Origin of the sequence: Achromobacter sp. GbtcB20, assembly GCF_019091095.1 — a bacterium.
In the GTDB taxonomy this organism is placed as follows: Bacteria; Pseudomonadota; Gammaproteobacteria; order Burkholderiales; family Burkholderiaceae_B; genus Achromobacter; species Achromobacter mucicolens.
Map to the genome: position 1 here is coordinate 1 of NZ_JAGXJZ010000265.1, position 409 is coordinate 409.

Annotated in this window: 1 pseudogene; it reads left to right on the forward strand. The window is 62.8% G+C overall.

The features are described 5' to 3' along the window. A pseudogene (locus tag KVT32_RS28905) lies at positions 1–253 on the forward strand (class I SAM-dependent methyltransferase); the annotation flags it as partial. Positions 254–409 lie beyond the last annotated feature (156 nt).

The following is a 409-nucleotide window of genomic DNA, read 5'->3' on the forward strand; positions in this document are numbered from 1 at the left end:
GGCCGCCCAGGATGCCGGGCTGGACGTGCTGGGCTACATGAACCAGGCCAGCTTCCTGCTCGGCTGCGGCATCGGCGAACTGCTGTTGCGGACGGATCCGGAAGACGCGATGCGCTACCTGCCGCAGTCGAAGGCGGTGCAAAAGCTGGTGTCCCCGGCCGAGATGGGCGAGCTGTTCAAGGTGCTGGCGGTGGGGCGGGAAGTCGAGTTGCCGGAAGCAATCGTGCGCGCGGACCGCAGTCATCGATTATAAGATTGACATCTTGCGCTGTGGATACAAACCCGGCTATGCTGTACCGATTGCACCGCTCGGCGGGCTTGCGGGATCGGCTGCCATCCGCAACGAGACAGGCGCCAGAATGAGCGACTCCCGCTGACAACAACCATGGCCAAGATCCACACCCATTAT